This window comes from Streptomyces sp. NPDC048506 (genome assembly GCF_040651315.1).
Classification (GTDB): Bacteria; Actinomycetota; Actinomycetes; order Streptomycetales; family Streptomycetaceae; genus Streptomyces.
Genome location: NZ_JBEZIX010000067.1, coordinates 16,839 through 36,573, shown reverse-complemented (window position 1 = coordinate 36,573; position 19,735 = coordinate 16,839). Strand labels below are relative to the sequence as shown.

Here is a 19,735-nt window from a genome sequence, read left to right as displayed (position 1 = left end):
CAGTGAGCTGCTCGTCGTTCATCGGCGCCGCTCCGGTCGGCCGCTTCCGCCTGCCGCCCGGTAGCGGTGGATGAGCGCCACCGCCATTGCGCCCTCGCCCACGCCGGAGGCCACCCGTTTGATCGACTGGGCTCGTACGTCGCCGGCCGCGAACACCCCTGGCACGCTGGTCTCCAGCAGCAGGGGGTCGCGTTCCAGCGGCCAGGAGAAAGGGGCAGACGGATTGGCGGGACGCAGGAGGTCGGGGCCGGTGAGGACGAAGCCGCGCTCGTCGCACTCCACGACACCTGCTAGCCAGCCGGTGCACGGCCTTGCTCCGATGAAGGTGAAGATGAAGCGCGCCGCTTCTTCGGTTTCGGCTCCGGTGCGGTCGTTCACGAGCGTGATGCGTTCCAGGTGCCGGTCGCCGTCGAGGGCGAGGACCCGGGTGCTCAGCCGTACTTCGATGTTGGGGGTCCGGTGGATCTCGTCGACGAGGTACTGGGACATGCCGGCTTCCAGCGAGTCGGCGCGTACGAGGACGGTGACGTTGGCCGCGTACTTGGCGAAGTGGATGGCGGCCTGACCGGCCGAGTTCGCACCGCCGATGATGAAGACGTGGTGGGAGATGCAGGAGCTGCTCTCGGTCGTCGCGGCGCCGTAGTAGAGGCCCTCGCCTTCGAAGCGGTCCGCTCCGGGGACGTCCAGGCGGTTGTACGACACTCCGGTGGAGAGCAGTACGGTCTCGGCGCTGATTTCGGAGCCGTCGGCGAGGGTGATGATGCGGGCGGGGTCGGCCCGGCGCAGTCCGACAACCTCTACGGGATGGAGCAACTCGGCGCCGAAACGGCCTGCTTGGCTGACCGCGCGTCGGGTCAGGTCGCCGCCCGACAGCCCGGCGGGGAAGCCGAGGTAGTTCTCGATGAGGCTGGAGGTTCCTGCCTGTCCGCCGGGGGAGTCGGCGTCCAGGAGGAGGGTGGAGAGCCCTTCAGAGGCCGCGTAGACGCCCGCGGCCAGACCGGCCGGTCCCGCACCGACGATGACGGTGTCGTAGTGCGGACGGGAGGCGGTGGTGGAGAGGCCGAGCCGGTCGGCGAGTTGGGCGTTGTCGGGGGCCGAGAGCACGGTGCCGTCGGGGAAGGCGACGAGCGGGAGGTCGGTGGTGGCGGTGGGGTGCTGGTCGAGGAGGCGCTGGGCCTCGGGGTCGGTCGCTGCGTTCAGGAAGAGGAACGGCTGTCCGTTGCGGGTGAGAAAGTCGCGTACGGCGTGGGTGCGGGCCGACACGACATGGCCGGCGACGCGGATGCCCTGGTAGGCGGGGCGGTAGGCGGCGAGCCAGTCGGAGAGCAGGTCGTCGAGGACAGGGAAGAGGCGTTCGGCGGGTGGGTCCCAGGGTTTCATCAAGTAGTAGTCGAGGCGGACTTTGTTAATGGCGGTGATGGCGGCGTCGGTCTCGGCGTACGCGGTGAGCAGGACCCGGCGGGCGTCGGGGAAGCGACTGACCGCCTCTAGGAGGAAGTCCACTCCGGTCATGTCCGGCATGCGCTGGTCGACGAGGAAGAGCGCCGGGTCGTGGCCCCGCTCGTCCAGTGCGTCCAGGACCTTCAGGGCCTCTCCGGCGGAGGACGCGCCGAGGATCCGGTAGCGGTCGGCGTAGGCGCTGCGCAGGTCGCGGCGTACGGCGCGGAGCACCTGGGGGTCGTCGTCCACCGCGAGGATCACGGGTTTGCGTGCATCGTCGGTCGCAGTCGCAGTCGCAGTCGCAGTCGCAGTCGCAGTCGCAGTCGCAGTCGCGGTCGCGGTCGCAGCCGTTGCCGGAGACGGGGCCGGGGCCGGGGTCATCCGAGCGTCCCTTCGGCGAACTCCAGGAAGAGCTGGTCCGGGAAGCACCAGCCCCAGTCCTCGCCCGGCTGGTGGGAGACGACGACGGGGTGCCGGGTGGCCTCGTAGTGGCGGTTGGCGTGCCGGTTACGGGAGGAGTCGCAGCAGCCGATGTGGCCGCAGGTGAGGCAGCGGCGCAGGTGGACCCATCCGTCGCCGGACCGCAGGCACTCCTGGCAGCCTTCCGATGGCGCACCGGCCGCCACGGGGGTGATCTGGTCGAGGTGTGAGCAGGTGGGCATGGGCGCCTCCGTCGGGGCCCCGGGCCCCGGGCAGGGGCGGGAACAGGGCGAGGGGCGGGGCACGGCGGTGCGCTTCGTCGAGCACCGCCGTGCCCCGCAGCAGCGGTCGGTCGGCCGTGCTACGTCAGGGTCTCCGCGAAGTGCCGGGCCGCGACGCCGGCGGCCTCGGTGACCTTGGCGTCCTGGTCGTAGAAGTCGAACTGGGTACCGCCGGTCCAGACGAGGTGCTTCGGGCCGCCGAGGGCGGCGTGGAACTTCTCCGCGCCCTGGGGTATCGCCCCGTCCCGGCTGTGCACCAGCACGGTCGGCGCCTTGATGCGGGGAGCCGCCGGGTGCGGGTCGAACGTCAGCCACTGCGGCCAGGACATCACGGCGAACCGGTTGTCCCAGGACGGCACCGCCCCGCGCTTCTCGTCCAGGTAGTAGTCGAAGGGCCCGAACATCGCGGCCTGGGGGTCCGTGGTGCTGACGGCCGGCACGTACTGCGCGGCTGCCCCGTTCTCGTACTGGGCGAGGGCGTCGAGGCCGAGGACCATCTTCTGCTGCACCCCATCGGCTCCTCCGTAGATGTCCCGTACGAGGTCGGCGTCGTGCAGCCAGGGCGCGATGAGTGCCAGGCTGCGCACGCGTGGATCGTCCGCGGCGTTCACGGCGGTGTATCCGCTGCTCGCGCAGACGCCGAGGGCGCCGAGGCGTCCGGCGTCCACGGCCGGGTGCCGGGCGAGGAAGGTGAAGGCGCTGTGGATGTCGCCGATCTTCCGGGCCGGGGACTCCAGTTGGCGGGGCCGACCGCCGGATTCCCCGAAGCCCGTGAAATCGAAGGCCAGCGCGGTGAAACCGGCCTCGGCCATCCGCTGGGCGTAGACCGCGGCCATCTGTTCCTTGACGGTCGTCCAGGACCCCGTGACGACGATCGCGGGCCGAAGGTCCTGGCCGTCGGGGCGGTACAGGGTGCCGACGAGGGTCTCGCCGTCGCTGTCGAAGGTGACCCGCTCCGTCCGAACCGTGTGCGTCATGCCGCCCTCCCGTCGATCGCCCGCAGGATCTGGGACGGGTCGGTGTACGACTTCCAGCGCACGATCTTCCCGTCCCGCACCGTGAGGTGCTGGATGAAGTCGATCTCGAAGCTCTGGCCGGTCTCCTTGACCACGGACTTCTCGTGCAGGATGCCGATCGCCTCGTCGCCCTCGACGACGAGGTCCACGAGTTCCTCCTTCCCGACCTCGACCATGTCCAGGAAGACCTTCAGGCTGTCGAGCACCGCCGCCGGGCCGTGGTAGGTGCCGATCCACGGCATGCGGTCGTTGTAGCCGGGCACCGGCGCGTAGTTGATCCACTCGATGTCGTCGGCCAGATGTTCCGCGGCCCGGGCGGCGTCGCCACTGGTGAGTGCGGAGAACCAGCCGGCGGCGGTCTCGCGGGTGGAGCGGGTCATCGCGTGGTCCTTTCCATGATCTGCCGGTTGCCCGTGGCCCAGTCGGTGGTCATCGTCAGCCCGTCGATCCGCCATCCGGAGGCCGTACGGCGGAGGGTGAAGCGGTAGTGCCCGCCGAGCGTCCACAGGGGGCCGCCGAGGGCGTTGGGCAGCAGGTGGGTGGCCTGGAAGTCGGCCGTGGCGACGGCGGTGTCGCCGGAGGTGTGCACCAGGTGGTTGGTGAGCAGGTGCTGGGTCGAGGTCAGACGGGACAACAACGACCGCCAGGCCCCGACCAGTTCGTCCGCGGCCACCTCGGCCGGCTCGCCGCCGTTGAGGCTGGTGTAGTCGACCTGGACCTTCTCCGCGAAGACGGCCGAGCGCAGCAGATCCCATTCGCGCTTGTCGGTGTGCCAGCACATCCGGGTGCACACCTCGATGATGTCGAGGCGGTCGCGGAGTTCGGAGTCGCTCATCGGGCGCCCTCGCGGCCGGTGATCCAGTTCTCCTTGAGCAGCAGGGTGTGTACGTAGCGCGGTTCGGTGAACAGGCTCAGGTCGGCGAGCATCTCCCGGTACTCGGGCGTCTCCCGCGCGGTCTCGAAGGCGGCCACGTCGTCGAACCAGAGCTGGTACGCGGCGTCCAGTACGGCCTCGCCCACGCCGTAGAAGGCGTCACGGGTGTGGTTCTGGGTGTACTTGCGCAGGCCCGGGACCTTCTCGGTCAGCCGGGCGTGCCGCGTCAGACTGCGCTCCCTGAACCCTCGAAGTGGCAGGCCTTCGCGGCGCTTGACGAGGATGAGCACCTTGGTCGCCGGTCCGTCGCCGTCGTTCCCGGGGACGACGACGTGTGCGTCGGTGTCCAGCACCACGGTGCGCCAGAAGGCCGCCCAGCGGGGCTCGTCCAGCCGCGCGCCCTCCAGGAACTCCGGGCTCTGGAGGGAGGCGAGCTGTTCCTGCTCGTTCTCCAGCCAGATCTCGGCCACCCCGCTCCACAGCGGGTCGTCCTCGTCGCCGGGCCGGGGGATGCGGGTGTCGACGCAGTACCGCTTGATCTGCGGGATCTTGACCGCGTACCGGACCGCGTGCTGCTCGACCCAGTAGCGCTGGAACTCCTCCTCCGACATGCCGGGCTTGGGGTGGGCAAGGATGAGCTGGTGGATCACGTGGTTCTCCTTGGGGAAGGGCTGGAACGTCAGACCCCGTGGTGGGCTCAGACCTGGTAGTGGGCGTTCACGTCGTCGGCGAAGCCCAGGTAGTCGCGCAGCGGCCAGACCACCTCGAACTCCAGGTACTCCCGCATGGGCAGCCGCCCGAGCGCGGTCCGGTCGAGCTCCTCGGCCGACTCGCAGTCCACGACCGCGATGACCCGCTTCTGGGCGGCGACCTTCCAGATGCCGACGACCATGCCGGACTCGATCGTCTCCTTGGCGTGCAGCGCCTCCTGGGCCTCGACGTCCCAGAGCTCGTCCAGGGTGATGCGCCCTTCGTGGTTCCACTTCATCTGCACGTAGAACAGCACGGTGACTCCTTGTCAGGCGGAGTGCAGGGCGGCGGCCGCCCTGCTGACGGTGGCCAGGACGCGGGTGAGCGGATGCGTGTCGCCGAAGGTCTCGCGGGCGATGTCGGCCGGCGTCTTGCCGTCGTGTCCGACGAGGTCCTGCCGCGCACCGGCGTTGATGAGGACCTGCGCGCACTCCTCGTAGCCGTGCCAGAGGGCGTCGTGCAGCGGGGTGTAGCCGTTGGTGATGCCCTGGAAGTCCAGGTCGATGCCGGGGGCCTCGACCAGCAGGGCGGTGATCCCGGCGTGGCCGTTGTAGACGGCCTTGTGGAGTGGCACGGCGCCGAAGGTCGGTTCGGTGGCGTTGACGTCGGCGCCGGCCGCGACCAGCTCACGGGCGATCTCCTGGTGACCGTCCCGGCAGGCCACCAGCAGCGGGGTGTGGCCGTCGTTGAAGCCGTTGACCACAGGGAAGCGGGCGTCGACCTCGGCGCCCTCGGAGAGCTGCCGCAGCACCGCGGCGAGGTCGCCGGCGACCACCGCGCCCATCAGCTTCTGCGCCTGCGCCGCGGAGGTGTCGCTCTGCGTACGGTCCTTCAACAGGTGTTCGGCGGCGAGCAGTTTGTCCTTGCCGCGGGTGTTGACGTTCAGCTCGTACGCGAAGTGCTCACGCATCGAGAAGCCGTAGTGCGTCGACAGGTTCAGGCCCGCCTGGTGGTCCAGGAGCACGGCCACGACCTCGGGCCACTTGTACCAGAGGGCGTCCATCAGAGGGGTGTGTCCCGTCGTGGCCGCAACGGCGTCCACGAAGGCCCCCGCTTCGAGCAGTGCCCGCACGGTCTCGGGATCGCCACCCTGGACGGCCTTGTGCAGGGCCGTGCCGCCGCCGCGGGAGTCCGCGGTGTACACGTCCGCGCCGGCGGTCAGGAGCAGCCGTACGGCTGCCGCGTTCCCCCGGCCCGCCGCGATCATCAAGGCGGTGAGCCCACTGGTGGTGTCACGGGTGCTCGGATCGGCCCCCAGGTGGAGAAGCCCGGAGACCCTTTCGGTATCGCCGTCGCGCACCGCGGCTATGAATTCCTGGCGCGTTGGAGTTGTCATCCTGTTTCTGCCCTCTTTCGGCATGAGTCGGCGAACGGAGATTAGCCAGGCGGCCGGCACTCCATGCGGCGACCTGACAGACTCTCATTTGTTACTGCGGAGTCCTGACGCCGACGGGTCGCGACCTCACCAAGTCGTGACCACCTAACAAACTGTTTCCGATTTCCTTTGACAGGTGTTCGCCGCTGGCCCAATGTCGTTGTCGGACATCGACCGACCACGTCGGAGGACTCGCGTGAAGCACATTCTGATTGTTCTCTCCGAGTACGGATATTGGGCCGAGGAATTGGTCGGCCCGCTCCGCGCTTTCGACGAGCGCGGATATCGCATCACCTTCGCGACGCCCACCGGAAAGCGTGCGCACGCCCTGCCGCCGAGCCTCGACGTGGAGTACGTCGACCCGCCGCTCGGCCGTTGTGTGACCACCGCCGAAGTGGCCGAACTCGGCCGTCAGGTGGAGAGCGGCAACCGGCTCGACGACCCGCTGAGCCTCGCCGGCTGGGTCCCCGAGCGCCCGTACACCAGCGCTCCCGACTACCTCCGCGAGCTGGAGCAGTACCACCGCTCGCTGGAGCGGATCGACACCGAGCTGGGGCGGTACGACGCGCTGCTCATCGTCGGCGGCAGCGGGCCCATCGTCGACCTGGCCAACAACGAGCGGCTGCACGACCTGATCCTGGCGTTCGTCCGGGCCGGCAAGCCGGTCGGTGCCGAGTGCTACGGCGTCGCCTGCCTCGCCTTCGCCCGCGACTGGGACGACCGCAGGAGCATCATCCGGGGCAAGCACGTCACCGGCCACTGCAAGGAGTACGACTACAAGGACGGCACCGGCTTCCTCGGCACCGACTTCGTCATGGGACCGCCGCCGTACCCGCTGGAGTACATCCTGCGCGATGCGACGGGCCCCGACGGCGCCTACCACGGAAACTTCGGAAAGCCGCTCTCGGTGATCGTCGACTTCCCGTTCATCACCGGCCGTTCCACGCCCGATTCCTTCCTGACCGGCCAGAAGATGGTCGAGGTGCTGGAGGACGGGCTCACCCGGTTCGGCTGGTAGCGCGATCGGGAGTTCGTAGCGGGGCACAGGAAACTACCGGTAGGAAAACCTGTAGCGGATCCGGAAAACGAACCGCAGGGAGTATTCGGTGGCTGGCAGGTCAGGAAACGTCAAACTCATCGAGCAATTCAAGGCCGACGGCCTCGACGTCATGTTCGGGAATCCCGGAACCGTGGAACAGGGGTTGCTCGACGCGGCCGAACAGACCCCGGGGTTCCGGTACGTGCTGGCTCTCCAGGAGACGGTGGCGGCCGGAATCGCGGACGGCTATGCGCGGGCGACGGGCCGGGCGGCGCTGCTTCAGCTGCACAGCGGGGTCGGCCTGGGCAATGCGATCGGCATGCTCTACCAGTCGATGCGCGGGCACACCCCACTCGTCGCCATCGCCGGCGACGCCGGGGTGCGTTACGACGCCATGGACGCCCAGATGGCGGCCGATCTCGTCGCCATGGCGCGCCCGGTGACCAAGTACGCGACCCGGGTGACCGACCCACGCTCGGTGCTGCGGGCGATGCGCCGGGCCGTGAAGATCGCCATGACCCCGCCGCGCGGCCCGGTCTTCGTCGCCCTGCCGATGGACGTGCTCGACGAGCTCAATGACGAGCCCGTCATCGCTTCCACCGTTCCCGTCACGGTCTCCGCGCCACCTGCGGAGGCTGTGACCCGGGCCGCTCAGCTGCTGGCGGCCGGAGAGCGCCCGCTGATCCTGGCCGGCGACGGTGTCTCCCTCGCCGGGGCACAGCAGCAACTGGCCGAGGTGGCGGAGCTGTTGGGGGCCGACGTCTGGTGCGTCGACTCCTCCGAGGTGAACCTCCCGGCCTCGCATCCGCTCCACCGGGGCCAGCTGGGCCATATGTTCGGCGAGCGGAGCGCCGCCGTGGTGGCCGAGGCGGACGCCGTGCTGATCGTCGGCACGTACGTCTTCCCCGAAGTCTTCCCGCGGCTCACCAGTCCCTTCCGGCCGGACGCCCGGATCGTCCACATCGACCTCGACTCCTACGAGATCGCCAAGAACTTCCCGGTCGATCTCGGTGTGGTGGCCGACCCGAAGCCGGCGCTCACGGCGCTCGCGGCCGAACTCGGCGGCCGCCTGAGCACCGGCCAACGACGGTCGGCCGCCGAGCGGTTGGCCGTGCGGAAGCAAGAGCGGAAGCGGAGCCTGTGCGACGTGGCCCCGGGTGACTCGACGCTGGAGCGCTTCGTGCAGGAGCTCGCCCGTCGGGCGGGCGACGACCTCATCGTGTTCGACGAGGCGCTCACCTCCTCGCCCGCCCTGGTCAGGCATCTGCCGCCGGACCGGCCCGGCGACTACTTCCTCACCCGCGGCGGCTCCCTCGGGGTCGGCATCCCGGGCGCCGTGGGAGCGAAGCTCGCCCACCCCGCCCGTACCGTTGTCGGCTTCACCGGCGACGGTGGCGCGATGTACACCTACCAGGCCCTGTGGACCGCCGCCCGGTACTCCGTCGCGGCGAAGTTCGTGGTCTGCAACAACCGGAAGTACCGGCTGCTCGACGACAACATCGCGCAGTACTGGAAGGAACGGGACATCCCCCGGCACGACTTCCCGTCCTCCTTCGACCTGTCCCGCCCCGACATCCGCTTCGCCGACCTGGCCCGCGCCCTGGGCGCCGACGGGGTGCGGGTCGAGAAGCCCGAGGAAGCCGGTGCGGCGGTCGAGCGGATGCTCGCCGCGCCAGGGCCCTTCCTGGTCGACCTACAGGTCTGACCGACACCCCGACCGACACCCGAGGAGTCCCGTCATGCCGGAGGCCCCCGCCGTCCGAGGGCTCACCGAACAGGCCGTCCGTGCACTGGCCGAGCAGTGGTACGCCGCACTGGACCGCCACGACGGCCTGGACGAAATGAAGCAGTTCGTCGTCGACGAGGGGCTGGAGATGCGGTTCCCCGAAGGCACGTTCCGGGGACACGCCGGCTTCGCCGAGTGGTACGCGGCCGTCTCGTACCGGTTCTTCGACGAGAGGCACACGGTGACCGACACCCAGGTCGTCATCGACGGCGCCGAGGCCCGCGTCCACGTCCACGTCAACTGGCAGGCCAGGACGTGGAGACCGCCGGCGGCCAGGAGCGAGTGGCTCGGCTTCGACGCCGACCAGACCTGGGTCGTGGCGACCGGCCGACGCAGCTGGGCCCCGCTGATCAAGACCTACATCTGCAACGCGCTGGAGCCGATGCCGGGCTCCGCCGCCCTGTGAGGAGTTGGGGAACGTGATCGACCCCCGCGATGTGCTGGCCCGTTACTACCTCTACGCCAACGCCGGTGACTGGCACCGCTGGTGCAACCTGTTCGCGGACGACATGGTGATGGACGAACAGCTCGCCGGCCGGATCGAGGGTCGCGACACGCTCCGCTCGATGATGGCCGGCATGGGGGAGTTGTACTCCTCCTTCGAGAACATCCCGTCGCACTTCCTGGTCGACGGCGACGAGGCCGCCGTGGTCTCCCACATCTCCGCGCGGAGCTCCTCCGGCAAGCCGATCGAGGCGGCCGTCATGAACTACTTCCGCATCGAGAACGGGCTCATCACCTACCTGGCCAACCACCACGACACGCAGCCGTTCCAGGTGCTCTCCCAGAGCTAGCACCCCCCTGCACGGAACGCCCGGAGAGACCCATGAAGGAAGAGTTCGACTACATCATCGTCGGAGCGGGCACCGCCGGCAGCGTGCTGGCCGCCCGGCTGACCGAGGACCCCGGCGTACGCGTCCTGCTGCTGGAGGCCGGGAGCGGATGCATCCCACGGGAGGTGGACGACCCGAGCGCATGGCTCGGGCTGCTCGGCGGGCGGATCGACTGGCGCTACCGCAGCACCCCGCAGCCGGGCCTCAACGGCCGGGTGACCCGGGAACCGCGCGGCCGCGCGGTGGGCGGCAGCAGCAACCTCTATCTCATGATGCACGTCCGCGGTCACCCCTCGGACTTCGACAACTGGGCCTACCAGGGCGCCGCCGGCTGGTCCTTCGCGGACGTCCGGCCGTACTTCGAGCGGCTGGAGACCCCACCGCCCACCTCCGCCGCCCAGCACGACCCCAACCCTGCCTCCCAGGCCTTCCTCGACGCCTGCGCCGAACTGGGCCACGAGAGGCTCACGGACTTCAACGCGGGTGTCATGCAGGGCGCCGGCTGGCACCAGCTCGATGTCGTCGACGGTCGGCGGCGCGGTGTCCTCGCCGCCTACCTGGAGCCGGCCCTGGACCGCCGCAACCTCACCCTGCGCTGCAACGCCCAGGTCGTCGGGCTCGCCGTGGGCGACGACACCTGTGTGGGGGTGGAGTACCTCCAACGGCCGGAACAGCCCGGAACCTACGGCCGGGAGGTGCGGGACACGCACGGCGAACCCGTCCGGCCGGGCCTGCACCGGGTGTGCGCCGCGGGCGAGGTGATCCTCGCGGCCGGGGCCGTCGAGTCCCCCAAGCTGCTGATGCTCTCCGGCCTGGGCAGCCCGGATCACCTCCGGGAGGTCGGCATCGACGTGTCCGCGGCGCTGCCCGGGGTGGGGGAGAACTTCCACAACCACGTGCTCACCGCGGTCATGACCGAGTCCCGCACCGCGGTGCCCGCGGCCCGGCAGAACCTCTCCGAGAGCGCGCTGTTCACCACGTCCGCGCCCGGGCTGCCCAGCCCCGATCTCCAACTGGCCTTCGTCCACGCCCCGTTCGACGCCTCCGTCGCCGAGGAGCACCCCGACACGGTGAGCATCCTGCCCGGCGTGGTGCGCCCGGCCTCGCGCGGCTGGGTCCGGCTCGCCCACGCGGATCCGCTCGCCAAGCCGTTGGTCAACCCCAACTACCTGGCCGACCGCTCCGACGTGGACCGCCTGGTCCAGGGCGTGCGGCTGGCCCGGGAGATCACCGCCACCGCGGCCTTCTCCCCCTGGAACAAGCAGGAGCTCCGGCCCGGCCCCACGCTCACCACCGAGCACGACCTCCGAGCCTTCGTCCGGCGCACCGCGGACAGTTACCACCACCAGGCCGGCTCCTGCCGTATGGGCACCGACGACCTTTCGGTCGTGGATCCGCAGCTGCGCGTCCACGGTGTGCGGGGGCTGCGGGTGGTGGACGCGAGCGTGATGCCCGCAGTGCCCTCCGGTAATCCGCACACCGCGGTCGTGATGATCGCCGAGAAGGCCGCCGACCTGATCAGGGGAGTCACCCATGTCTGATGTGGCGCTCAGGGAAGGCCCGCTCTCGGGCACCCGTATCGCGGTGCTGATGGAGAGCGACTTCTACGAGCCCGAGATCTTCTACTACCGCCACCGGTTCGCGGAGGAAGGCGCCCGGGTCGACTTCCTCACCCGGCTGTGGGGCCAGCCCGAGTTGACCTTCACCGGCCACGAGCACCGGGCCCCGTTCACCGTCGACCGTGGTCTCGAAGGCCTCGCCGACGCGGAGCTCCGGGCGTACGCCGCCGTGATCGTGCCCTCCGGCATGGTGGCCGACCGGCTGCGCTACACCGAGGACGTCGAGCGCCTGGCACCCGCCACCGAGCTGCTGCGCCGCGCGTTCGCCGAGCCCGGAGTGGTCAAGGGGATCATCTGCCACGGCATGTGGCTGGCCTCCTCGATTCCCCAGGCCGTGCGCGGCCGCAAGGTCGTCTGCCACAACAATCTGGTCGGCGACGTACGGAACATGGGCGCCGCGTACGTGGACCAGGACGTCGTCGTCGACGGCGATCTGGTCACCGGACGTACGGGCGAGCACCACCACCTCTTCGCCCGCACCCTCATCGATCTCCTGATCCAGCGGAGGGCCCGCTGATGCACTGGGCACACGTCGGCCTCAACTGCCGCGACCAGCACCGGACCGAGGAGTTCTACACCCGCTGGTTCGGCTTCCGCCGGGCTCGCGTGGTACCGGTCGGTGACCGGCAGATCGTCTTCCTCCGTAACGGCGACGCCTACCTCGAACTCTTCCCGGCCCGGGAAGCGCCGGCCGGTCAGGATCCGACGGGTCCCGTCCGGGCCGACGGGCCGGCGCAGCCCGGCAGCGTCCGCCACCTCGCGTTCCAGACCGACAGCGTCGACGACTTCCTCGCCGCCCTGGGCGGCGAGGCCGAGGTGACGCTCGGGCCGCTGGGCTTCGACGACGTCGTCCCGGGCTGGCGGACCGTCTGGCTGCGCGACCCCGACGGCGTGATCGTCGAGGTCGGCCAGGGATTCCGGGACCAGGACGTGATCGACCTCGATGCGGCACCCCTCAGTGAAAGGGACGGCTCACTCCATGCCTGACGTACCCGACGCGGTGAACTTCACCTTCTCCGACACCATCGCCGGCTGGGTCACCGCGTACGACCCCGACGCCCGCCTTCTCCGCCTCGCCACCGCGGACGAACGGGACATCGAGGTCACCCTCACCGACGAGGTGGCCGCGGAGCTCCTGCACAACCTGGAGGAGCCGTACACCGGCGCCGGCGCCCATCTCGACGCCATGCTGGAACCCGGGCGGTTCCTCTTCGTCCACGCGATCTTCTACCCCGAGGGCGGGAAGACCGTCGTCGAGGCCAAGCGGCTGATCTTCCCGGGCCGGCGGTCCGGAACCTTCCGCTTCGAGGAGTCCGACTGGTGGATCCGGCAGCTGGAGAGCATCGCCGGTTTCTACCGCCGGGCCCAGTTCGGCGACGGGCCGGTGGACTACACGCAGTACCGGACACAGCTGCGGCTGGGCGGCGACAAGACCGCCGGCCACGTCCAGGAGACCGACACCATCTCCCGGTTGGTCTACGGCATGGCCTCGGCCTTCATGCTGACCGGCAACGAGGAGTACCTGGACGTGGCCGAGCGCGGCACCGCCTACCTGCGCGAGCACATGCGCGTCGTCGACCCCGAGGAAGACGTCGTGTACTGGTACCACGGGCTCAGCGTCGACGGGGACACCGAGAAGAAGCTGTTCACCTCGGAGTTCTCCGACGACTACGACGCCATCCCGATGTACGAGCAGATCTACGCGCTCGCCGGTCCCGTACAGACCTACCGGATCACCGCCGACCCGAGGATCAGGAGCGACGCCGACGCGACCCTGCGGCTGTTCGACAAGTTCTTCCTCGACCGGGAGCACGGCGGGTACTACTCGCATGTCGACCCCATCCTCTTCCGGGCCGACCACGAGTCGCTGGGGCCCAACAGAGACCGCAAGAACTGGAACTCGGTGGGCGACCACGCGCCGGCCTACTTGATCAACCTCTACCTGGCGACCGGCGACGACCGCTACGCGCGCATGCTGGAGGACACCTTCGACACCATCGTCGAGCACTTCCCGGACCGCAAACACAGCCCCTTCGTCCAGGAGCGGTTCCACCGCGACTGGTCCCACGACACCACCCACGGCTGGCAGCAGAACCGTGCGGTCGTCGGCCACAACCTCAAGATCGCCTGGAACCTGCTGCGGATGCACTCGCTCCGCGGCAAGCCGAAGTACCTCGACACGGCGGTGAGCATCGGGGAGTCGATGCCCGCGGTCGGCAGTGACCGGCAGCGCGGCGGCTGGTACGACGTCGTCGAGCGGGTCCGCCGCGACGGCGCACGGTCCCACCGCTTCGCCTGGCACGACCGCAAGGCATGGTGGCAGCAGGAGCAGGCGATCCTGGCCTATCTGATCCTCAATGGGATCACCGGGCGCGACGACTTCCTGTCCGAAGCGCGCCAGGCTGAGGCCTTCTACAACGCCTTCTTCCTCGACCACGACGAGGGCGCCGTCTACTTCAACGTGCTCGCCTCCGGCCTGCCGTACCTGCTCGGCACGGAACGGCTCAAGGGAAGCCACTCGATGAGCATGTACCACTCCGCCGAGCTGTGCTTCCTCGCCGCGGTCTACAACAACCTGCTGATCCACGGCAGGCCGATGGACTTCTGGTTCATGCCGGACCCGACCGGACTGGAGGGCGGAGTGCTGCGTGTCGCCCCCGATCTGCTGCCCCCGGGGGCGGTGCGGATCGCCGAGGTCGAGGCCGACGGCAACCCGTACTACGACTACGACGCCGATGCCCTCACCGTGCGTCTGCCGCAGTCCACGGCGGGCGCACCTCCTGGGGGTACCGCCCAGACGGAGTCTGAGGGAGGCAGCCGGGGGAGGACCAAGGTACGCGTTCGTCTCCAGCCGGTCCGGACAGCGGAGCCGCGGTGATGACGACCGAGGTTGCGGTCCGCTCCCAGGACCAGGACGGCGTCACGGTCGTGGAACTCGAAGGCGAGATCACCAGCGTGACCTCGGCCGCGCTCCAGGAGCGGATCCTGCCGCTCGTCGGGCGCAGCCGCACCACGCTCATCGACCTGACCAAGGTGCCCTACATCTCCAGCGCCGGACTGCGCACCCTGCTCCTGGTGCACCGGCGGGCACTTCGGGAGGAGACCCGCACCATCCTGGTCGGGCTGTCGGACGAGGTCCGGTTCGTGATGTCCTCCACCGGGTTCCTGGGCTTCTTCGACATCCGCGACAAGGCCACCTGCGACCCGGGAGCCCTGCGCGAATGACCACCACCGACAACCGAGCCCGCATCGACGCCTACCCCACCCACCGCATCGCCGGCTACGACGTTCGGGCCGGCAGCCCGATGCCCTTCGGAGCCACCCTGGTTCCCGGCGGCATCAACTTCTCCGTCTACTCCGACCGCGCCACCCGGATGTGGCTCGTCCTGTTCGAACCCGGCGCCCGGGAACCGCTGGCCGAGCTGGAGTTCCTCCCGTCGTTCCGCGTCGGCAGCGTCTACGCCATGACCGTCTTCGGACTGGATGCCGAGAGCCTGGAGTACGGGTTCCGCGCGGACGGTCCGTTCGACCCGGAGCACGGCGACTGGTTCGACGCCACCCGCGTCCTCACCGATCCCTACGCACGGATGATCTCGGGACGCGACGAGTGGGGCACGGAACCGGACCGCGACCGTCCCTGTCCGTACCGCTCCCGGATGGTCTTCGACGACTTCGACTGGGGTGACGACGCACCGCTGAACATCCCGGCCCAGGACCTGGTCGTCTACGAACTGCACGTACGCGGCTTCACCCGCCACCCGTCCTCCGGGGTGACCGCTCCCGGCACCTATGCGGGGCTGCGGGAGAAGATCCCGTACCTGACGGAGCTGGGCGTCAACTGCGTCGAACTCATGCCGGTCTTCGAGTTCGACGAGCACGACAACCCGCGCAGCGACCCGGCGACCGGTGAGCCCCTCCTCGACTACTGGGGCTACAACACCATCGGCTTCTTCTCCCCGAAGGCCGGCTATGCCGCGACCGGCCGCTTCGGAATGCAGGCGGACGAATTCAAGGCCCTGGTCAAGGAGTTGCACGCGGCCGGCATCGAAGTCGTCCTCGACGTCGTCTTCAACCACACGGCGGAAGGCAACGAACAGGGCCCGACGATCTCCTTCCGCGGCCTCGACAACGCCACGTACTACATGCTCACGCCGGCCGGCGACTACTACAACTTCAGCGGCACCGGCAACACCGTCAACTGCAACCACCCCGTCGTCCGCGACTTCGTCCTCAACTGCCTGCGCCACTGGGTGTCGCAGTACCACATCGACGGCTTCCGCTTCGACCTGGCGGCCATCCTCGACCGGGCCCCCGACGGCACCCCGCTGGCCAACCCCCCGCTGCTGGAACAACTCGCCCACGACCCGGTGCTGCGCCACTGCAAGCTGATCGCGGAGGCCTGGGACGCCGCCGGCCTCTACGAGGTGGGCACCTTCCCCGCCTACGGACGCTGGGCGGAGTGGAACGGCAAGTACCGCGACGCGGTGCGCCGGTTCCTCAGGGGGGACCCGGGCACCGTCGGCGAGCTGGCGACCCGGCTCGCCGGCTCACCCGACCTTTACACCGGCCGCGGCACCACCGCCTCCGTCAACTTCATCACGGCGCACGACGGATTCACCCTGCACGACCTGGTCTCGTACGACGCCAAGCACAACGAGGCCAACGGGGAGGGCAACGCCGACGGGGCCGACGGGAACTACAGCTGGAACTGCGGTGTGGAGGGGCCCACCGACGACCCGGACGTCCTGCGGCTGCGCATGCGGCAGATGAAGAACGCCATGGCCGTTCTGCTCACCAGTCAGGGCATGCCGATGCTGCTGTCGGGTGACGAAACGGCCCGCACCCAGTCCGGCAACAACAACACCTACTGCCAGGACAACGAGCTGTCCTGGCTCGACTGGAACCGGCGCGACAGCTACGAGGAGCTGCACCGCTTCGTCCGTTCCCTGATCGCCTTCCGGCACGCGCACCCGCTGTTGCGCAGTCCCTGCCACCCCGGTGGGTCGAGCGCGGACCGAGAGGGCCCCGCTGACATCAGCTGGCACGGCGTACGGGCCTGGCAGCCCGACTGGTCCACCGAGAGCCGCCTGCTGGCACTGATGCGCTCCGGCGACGAGCAGATCTACGTGGCGATGAACGCCCACTGGGAGCCCCATGACCTCGAACTGCCGCGGCCGGAACTGGCGACCGAGTGGCACCTGGTCGCGGACACCGCCGCCGAGCCGCCGCACGACATCCACGAGCCGGGCGAGGAGGCGCCCCTGGAGGTCCCCGGGCACTACCGGATCGCGCCCCGCTCCACGGTGATCCTGCTCGCCCGCCCCTGACCTCGCCGCACGCACCAGACCTCACAGAGCCTCACCGGGGCTCACGGGGCCTCATCGAGGACGAACCCACCGACCTGGCTGAAGAATCCTGAAGAAAGCGGAGATCCACCGTGCCCTTTTCCGTCTCGGTCACCACCTCGGCCGACACCGCGACCATCGAACTCAGCGGCGAACTCGACGCCTCCAGCGCCCCCGCCTTCCACGACACGATCGAGAAGGCTGCGGCCGCCGGCGTCGGCCACGTGGCCATCAGGGCCCATGACCTCACCTACATGGCGAGTGCCGGACTGCGCTCCCTCGTCTTCGCCCGGCAGAAGATGGGCGACGACGTGCGGATCACCGTGACCGGCGCGAGCGTCCCCGTGGCCCGTACGATCCGGCAGGCCGGCTTCGACCGCAGTGTCACCCTCGTCGACGAGTGACGGCGAGCGGGCCGTGCAGATGAATGCCCTGTGCCTGCCAGCCGCGCTGACCTCCCTCGACGAGATCGCGCGCTACGTACTGGACCTCGCCGGGCGGGCGGGGCTCTCGGACGAGCACTCCTACCGGTTGCGCCTCGCCACCGACGAGCTGGCCACCAACGTGGTCATGCACGGCTACCGCGGGAGCGCGGGGGAGTTATGCATCGTCGGCGGGATGGACGAGGACACCGTCTGGATCCGGATGGAGGACGACGCGCCCCGATTCGACCCCGCTGCCCACTGCGTGCCCCCGCAGACCCGGCTACCGCTGGCGCAGCGCACCATCGGGGGCCTGGGAATCCATCTCGCCCTCACCGCGCTCGACGGCTTCGGCCATCACTACGCCGACGGTCGCAACAGCAGCACCCTCGTGATCCGGCGCCATGAGCACGACGACCACCCCGGCGACCGGTACGGCGACCACCCCACCCTGAAATGAGGCGGACATGTCCGACGTCACGGCTCTCCTTGTGCATCAGGAGAGGAACCCGCCCCCCGACCTGCTGACCGCGCTCGCCCACGAGGACGTGGCCGTCACGGTGTGCACCCCGGACGAAGCGCTCGGCGCCGTCGGCAGCGAGGAACCGGCTCCCGCGGCCGAGGTGCTGCTGGCACCGGCGGCCATGCCGCCGCGCACCGTCCGGGCGGTGAGCCGGCGGATGGGCGAGACGGGCCGGACCCCGATCGTGGTGGTCTATACCGAGCAGGACTTCACCGCCATCGACCCACACATCAAGCTCGGCCACGACTACCTCGTACCGCCCTTCCTCCCCTCCCTGGTCCGGGCCCGCCTGCGCAGCTGTTACGAACGGGCCAGGCTGAGCCGGACCATGGAGGAGGTGGAGGCCCAGGCCGAACTGCTCAGCTACGAAAGGGAGTTGAGGATCGGGCGAGAGATCCAGGAGGGATTCCTGCCCGAGGGGCTGCCGACGCTCGACGGCTGGGACCTCGATGTGCGCTTCAGGCCGGCCCGGAACGTGGCAGGCGACTTCTACGACGTCTTCGAGATGGTCAACCGTCGCAGGCTGGCGCTGGTCGTGGCGGACGTCTGCGACAAGGGCGTCGGGGCGGCCCTCTTCATGGCGCTGATCCGCAGCCTGCTCCGACACACCGCCGAACACAGCGGCTTGCAGAGCCTCATGACGGGACATCAACCGCTGCTGCCCGCCGATGGCGAAGGCAGCCCCGGCGGTGCCCACATGATCCCGGTCGTGGGTGCCACACCGCTGATGAACGCGGTGGTCGGCACCAACGGCTACCTCACCCGCAACCACAGCGGCCAGGGCTACTTCGCGACCATGTTCTTCAGCGTCCTGGACCCGGCCACCGGCAACCTCGTCTACATCAACGGCGGCCACAACCCACCGCTGCTGGTCCCCCGGGAAGGCGGTGAGCCGCACCCCCTGGAGCCCACCGGCCCGGCCGTCGGCGTCATCCCTGACTGTGACTTCTCCCTGGGGTACGCACGGGTACGACCGGGGGACACGCTCTTCGTCTACACCGACGGCGTGCCCGAAGCCCGCAACGCACAGGGCGAGTTCTTCGGCGACGACCGCGTCCTCGAACTGCTGCGGGAGCCGGTGGCGTCCGGCCGGGCGCTACTCGCCCGTATCGAGGGTGCCCTCCAGGAGCACAGCGGGTCGGCCGAACAGCACGACGACATCACCATGATGGCCGTGAGCCGGGCGATCACACCGGCCTGACGCGTCTCGGAGCAGGGCTCGACCACGACCGGACACGATCGGACGGCCCATGGCACAGATCATCGCACTGCATTCGCACCGCGGCGGTACCGGGCGATCCAGTATCGCGGCGAACCTCGCCCGGCTGATGGCCGACTCCGGACGCCGGGTCGCGCTCGTGGACACCGACATCCAGTCGCCGGCGGCCCATGTCCTCTTCGGGCTGACGGAGCTCGCGCCCCGGGCCACCCTCGCCGACTACCTGATCGGACGGTGCGAGGTCGAGGACGCGGCAGTCCCCCTGCCCATCGCCCCCGGCGACGGCGCCCTCTTCCTGGTGCCGGCGCGGGCGGAAGCCTCCGGGATCCACGAAATCATCGCCCAGGGGTACGACGTCGGTCTGCTGCGCGAAGGCTTCGACCGGCTCATCGAGGCGCTGCGGCTCGACCTGCTCCTGCTCGACACCCACGCGGGCATCAACAACGAAACGGTGACCGCAGTGGCCAGCGCGCACCGCCTCATCGTGGTCACCAGGTCCTGCCGGCTCGATCTCACCGGAGCGGGCGAGACCGTCGAGTTCGCCCACCAGCTCGGCTGCTCGCGCCGCGCGCTGGTGGTGAACATGGTGCCGCCGGGCATGGACGGGCACCAGGCCGGGCAGCGCGCCGAAGCCGCCTACGGAATGAAGGCGACGGCAGTGCTCCCCTACGCACCGGAGCTGGCCTGTGTCGCGGGCGACCGGCTGTTCGCCGCGGCCCACCCCGAACATCCCGTGGTGGCCCAGTTCCGTGCGGTGATTCCTTCCCTGATGGACGAGGACTGAGGTGACGGT

22 protein-coding genes are annotated in these 19,735 nt (G+C 69.6%); 14 read left to right on the top strand and 8 right to left on the bottom strand.

Features of this window, described 5'->3' with window-relative positions; all coding sequences use genetic code 11:
- Positions 1–18: 18 nt before the first annotated feature.
- The 8 genes from AB0C96_RS37640 to AB0C96_RS37605 all read right to left on the bottom strand — a co-directional run bounded on the left by AB0C96_RS37640 (position 19) and on the right by AB0C96_RS37605 (position 6,117).
- Positions 19–1,689: an FAD-dependent oxidoreductase gene (locus AB0C96_RS37640; protein WP_362924099.1), complete on the bottom strand. Its 1,671-nt coding sequence runs from the start codon at positions 1,687–1,689 to the stop codon at positions 19–21.
- A 128-nt stretch (positions 1,690–1,817) separates the two neighbouring features.
- Complete coding sequence (locus AB0C96_RS37635) at positions 1,818–2,102, bottom strand: UBP-type zinc finger domain-containing protein (RefSeq protein ID WP_362924098.1); 285 nt, start codon at positions 2,100–2,102, stop codon at positions 1,818–1,820.
- A 119-nt stretch (positions 2,103–2,221) separates the two neighbouring features.
- The gene (locus tag AB0C96_RS37630; protein WP_362924096.1) at positions 2,222–3,118 is read right to left on the bottom strand and encodes an alpha/beta fold hydrolase; all 897 of its coding nucleotides are present in this window, start codon (positions 3,116–3,118) and stop codon (positions 2,222–2,224) included.
- Positions 3,115–3,537: a nuclear transport factor 2 family protein gene (locus AB0C96_RS37625; RefSeq protein WP_362924094.1), complete on the bottom strand. Its 423-nt coding sequence runs from the start codon at positions 3,535–3,537 to the stop codon at positions 3,115–3,117. The genes AB0C96_RS37630 and AB0C96_RS37625 overlap by 4 nt, the downstream gene beginning before the upstream one ends.
- On the bottom strand, positions 3,534–3,992 hold the full coding sequence (locus AB0C96_RS37620) for a nuclear transport factor 2 family protein (protein WP_362924092.1): 459 nt from the start codon (positions 3,990–3,992) through the stop codon (positions 3,534–3,536). The genes AB0C96_RS37625 and AB0C96_RS37620 overlap by 4 nt, the downstream gene beginning before the upstream one ends.
- On the bottom strand, positions 3,989–4,681 hold the full coding sequence (locus AB0C96_RS37615) for an EthD family reductase (RefSeq protein ID WP_362924090.1): 693 nt from the start codon (positions 4,679–4,681) through the stop codon (positions 3,989–3,991). Before AB0C96_RS37615 ends, AB0C96_RS37620 begins: the two co-directional genes overlap by 4 nt.
- A 47-nt stretch (positions 4,682–4,728) precedes the next feature.
- Positions 4,729–5,037, bottom strand: coding sequence for a muconolactone Delta-isomerase family protein (locus AB0C96_RS37610; RefSeq protein ID WP_362924088.1), 309 nt, complete (start codon positions 5,035–5,037; stop codon positions 4,729–4,731).
- A gap of 12 nt (positions 5,038–5,049) precedes the next feature.
- Positions 5,050–6,117 carry an ankyrin repeat domain-containing protein gene (locus tag AB0C96_RS37605; protein ID WP_362924086.1) on the bottom strand — a complete coding sequence of 356 codons (1,068 nt, stop codon included), beginning with the start codon at positions 6,115–6,117 and terminating at the stop codon, positions 5,050–5,052.
- Between the two features lie 235 nt (positions 6,118–6,352).
- On the opposite strand from AB0C96_RS37605, the gene AB0C96_RS37600 reads away from it, so the two are divergent.
- The 14 genes from AB0C96_RS37600 (at position 6,353) to AB0C96_RS37535 (ending at position 19,726) form a co-directional block, all read left to right on the top strand.
- Positions 6,353–7,174, top strand: coding sequence for a type 1 glutamine amidotransferase domain-containing protein (locus tag AB0C96_RS37600; RefSeq protein WP_362924085.1), 822 nt, complete (start codon positions 6,353–6,355; stop codon positions 7,172–7,174).
- A gap of 88 nt (positions 7,175–7,262) precedes the next feature.
- Complete coding sequence (locus AB0C96_RS37595; RefSeq protein ID WP_362924083.1) at positions 7,263–8,900, top strand: thiamine pyrophosphate-binding protein; 1,638 nt, start codon at positions 7,263–7,265, stop codon at positions 8,898–8,900.
- A 34-nt stretch (positions 8,901–8,934) separates the two neighbouring features.
- Positions 8,935–9,387 carry a nuclear transport factor 2 family protein gene (locus AB0C96_RS37590; RefSeq protein ID WP_362924081.1) on the top strand — a complete coding sequence of 151 codons (453 nt, stop codon included), beginning with the start codon at positions 8,935–8,937 and terminating at the stop codon, positions 9,385–9,387.
- Positions 9,388–9,400: 13 nt separating this feature from the next.
- A complete protein-coding gene (locus AB0C96_RS37585; protein ID WP_362924079.1) occupies positions 9,401–9,775 on the top strand; it encodes a nuclear transport factor 2 family protein in 375 nt (124 codons plus the stop codon).
- A gap of 32 nt (positions 9,776–9,807) precedes the next feature.
- Positions 9,808–11,355 (top strand): GMC oxidoreductase, encoded by a 1,548-nt coding sequence (locus AB0C96_RS37580; protein ID WP_362924077.1) that lies wholly within the window; start codon positions 9,808–9,810, stop codon positions 11,353–11,355.
- The gene (locus AB0C96_RS37575; RefSeq protein ID WP_362924076.1) at positions 11,348–11,950 is read left to right on the top strand and encodes a DJ-1/PfpI family protein; all 603 of its coding nucleotides are present in this window, start codon (positions 11,348–11,350) and stop codon (positions 11,948–11,950) included. Before AB0C96_RS37580 ends, AB0C96_RS37575 begins: the two co-directional genes overlap by 8 nt.
- On the top strand, positions 11,950–12,420 hold the full coding sequence (locus AB0C96_RS37570; RefSeq protein ID WP_362924074.1) for a VOC family protein: 471 nt from the start codon (positions 11,950–11,952) through the stop codon (positions 12,418–12,420). Before AB0C96_RS37575 ends, AB0C96_RS37570 begins: the two co-directional genes overlap by 1 nt.
- Positions 12,413–14,311 (top strand): AGE family epimerase/isomerase, encoded by a 1,899-nt coding sequence (locus AB0C96_RS37565; RefSeq protein WP_362924072.1) that lies wholly within the window; start codon positions 12,413–12,415, stop codon positions 14,309–14,311. The genes AB0C96_RS37570 and AB0C96_RS37565 overlap by 8 nt, the downstream gene beginning before the upstream one ends.
- Positions 14,311–14,658 carry an STAS domain-containing protein gene (locus tag AB0C96_RS37560; RefSeq protein WP_362924071.1) on the top strand — a complete coding sequence of 116 codons (348 nt, stop codon included), beginning with the start codon at positions 14,311–14,313 and terminating at the stop codon, positions 14,656–14,658. The genes AB0C96_RS37565 and AB0C96_RS37560 overlap by 1 nt, the downstream gene beginning before the upstream one ends.
- A complete protein-coding gene (gene glgX, locus AB0C96_RS37555; protein ID WP_362924069.1) occupies positions 14,655–16,760 on the top strand; it encodes a glycogen debranching protein GlgX in 2,106 nt (701 codons plus the stop codon). The genes AB0C96_RS37560 and glgX overlap by 4 nt, the downstream gene beginning before the upstream one ends.
- 110 nt (positions 16,761–16,870) lie before the next feature.
- Entirely contained in the window at positions 16,871–17,182 is a 312-nt protein-coding gene (locus AB0C96_RS37550) for an STAS domain-containing protein (protein WP_362924067.1), read from the top strand.
- 19 nt (positions 17,183–17,201) lie between these two features.
- A complete protein-coding gene (locus AB0C96_RS37545) occupies positions 17,202–17,660 on the top strand; it encodes an ATP-binding protein (RefSeq protein WP_362924118.1) in 459 nt (152 codons plus the stop codon).
- Positions 17,661–17,667: 7 nt separating this feature from the next.
- Positions 17,668–18,924, top strand: a complete 1,257-nt coding sequence (locus AB0C96_RS37540; RefSeq protein WP_362924065.1) for a SpoIIE family protein phosphatase — start codon at positions 17,668–17,670, stop codon at positions 18,922–18,924.
- Positions 18,925–18,973: 49 nt separating this feature from the next.
- On the top strand, positions 18,974–19,726 hold the full coding sequence (locus tag AB0C96_RS37535; RefSeq protein ID WP_362924063.1) for a MinD/ParA family protein: 753 nt from the start codon (positions 18,974–18,976) through the stop codon (positions 19,724–19,726).
- Positions 19,727–19,735 lie beyond the last annotated feature (9 nt).